This window comes from Geobacillus sp. ZGt-1, assembly GCF_001026865.1.
GTDB classification, from domain to species: domain Bacteria; phylum Bacillota; class Bacilli; order Bacillales; family Anoxybacillaceae; genus Geobacillus; species Geobacillus thermoleovorans.
On the sequence record NZ_LDPD01000135.1, the window covers coordinates 1 to 453 of the forward strand.

At 29.6% G+C, this 453-nt stretch carries 1 protein-coding gene; it reads right to left on the reverse strand.

All coding sequences use genetic code 11. The features are described 5' to 3' along the window. Nucleotides 1-453: hypothetical protein (locus tag VU18_RS18190; protein ID WP_161797235.1), on the reverse strand; the 453-nt coding region annotated here is incomplete at both ends.

Here is a 453-nt window from a genome sequence, read left to right on the forward strand (position 1 = left end):
AAAAATTATTAAAGATATACAAATTTGTAAAAAATTGATCCCTATTTTCGTTTTTGCAATATTCAATGGAATTATAAAACAATGCCTTTATCTCTGATAATATTTGTTCGTCCTCCAAATGTTTTACAACTTCAGGTGATAATGTCCGATCTTCTGTTACACTTAATAGCAGTTGTCTCCATGTTTTTGGTATTTTTATTTTTTTATTATGTAATGCATTTATCGCTCCATTTACTGAAAGCTCATCGAATGTTAATAAATATGATTCAAAATAATCAATTTTTGGATCTTTTCCGCTAATGAATTCTTTAACTCGATTTCTTAAGTCCGATGGCTTTACATTCTTCTTGTACCTTTTTCTCAATACTAACCGCAATCTCTTTAAATATTCCTCGAATTCATCCTCAGTTAGTCGATCCAAAGCCTCACGCACATTATTTACATACATGTTTC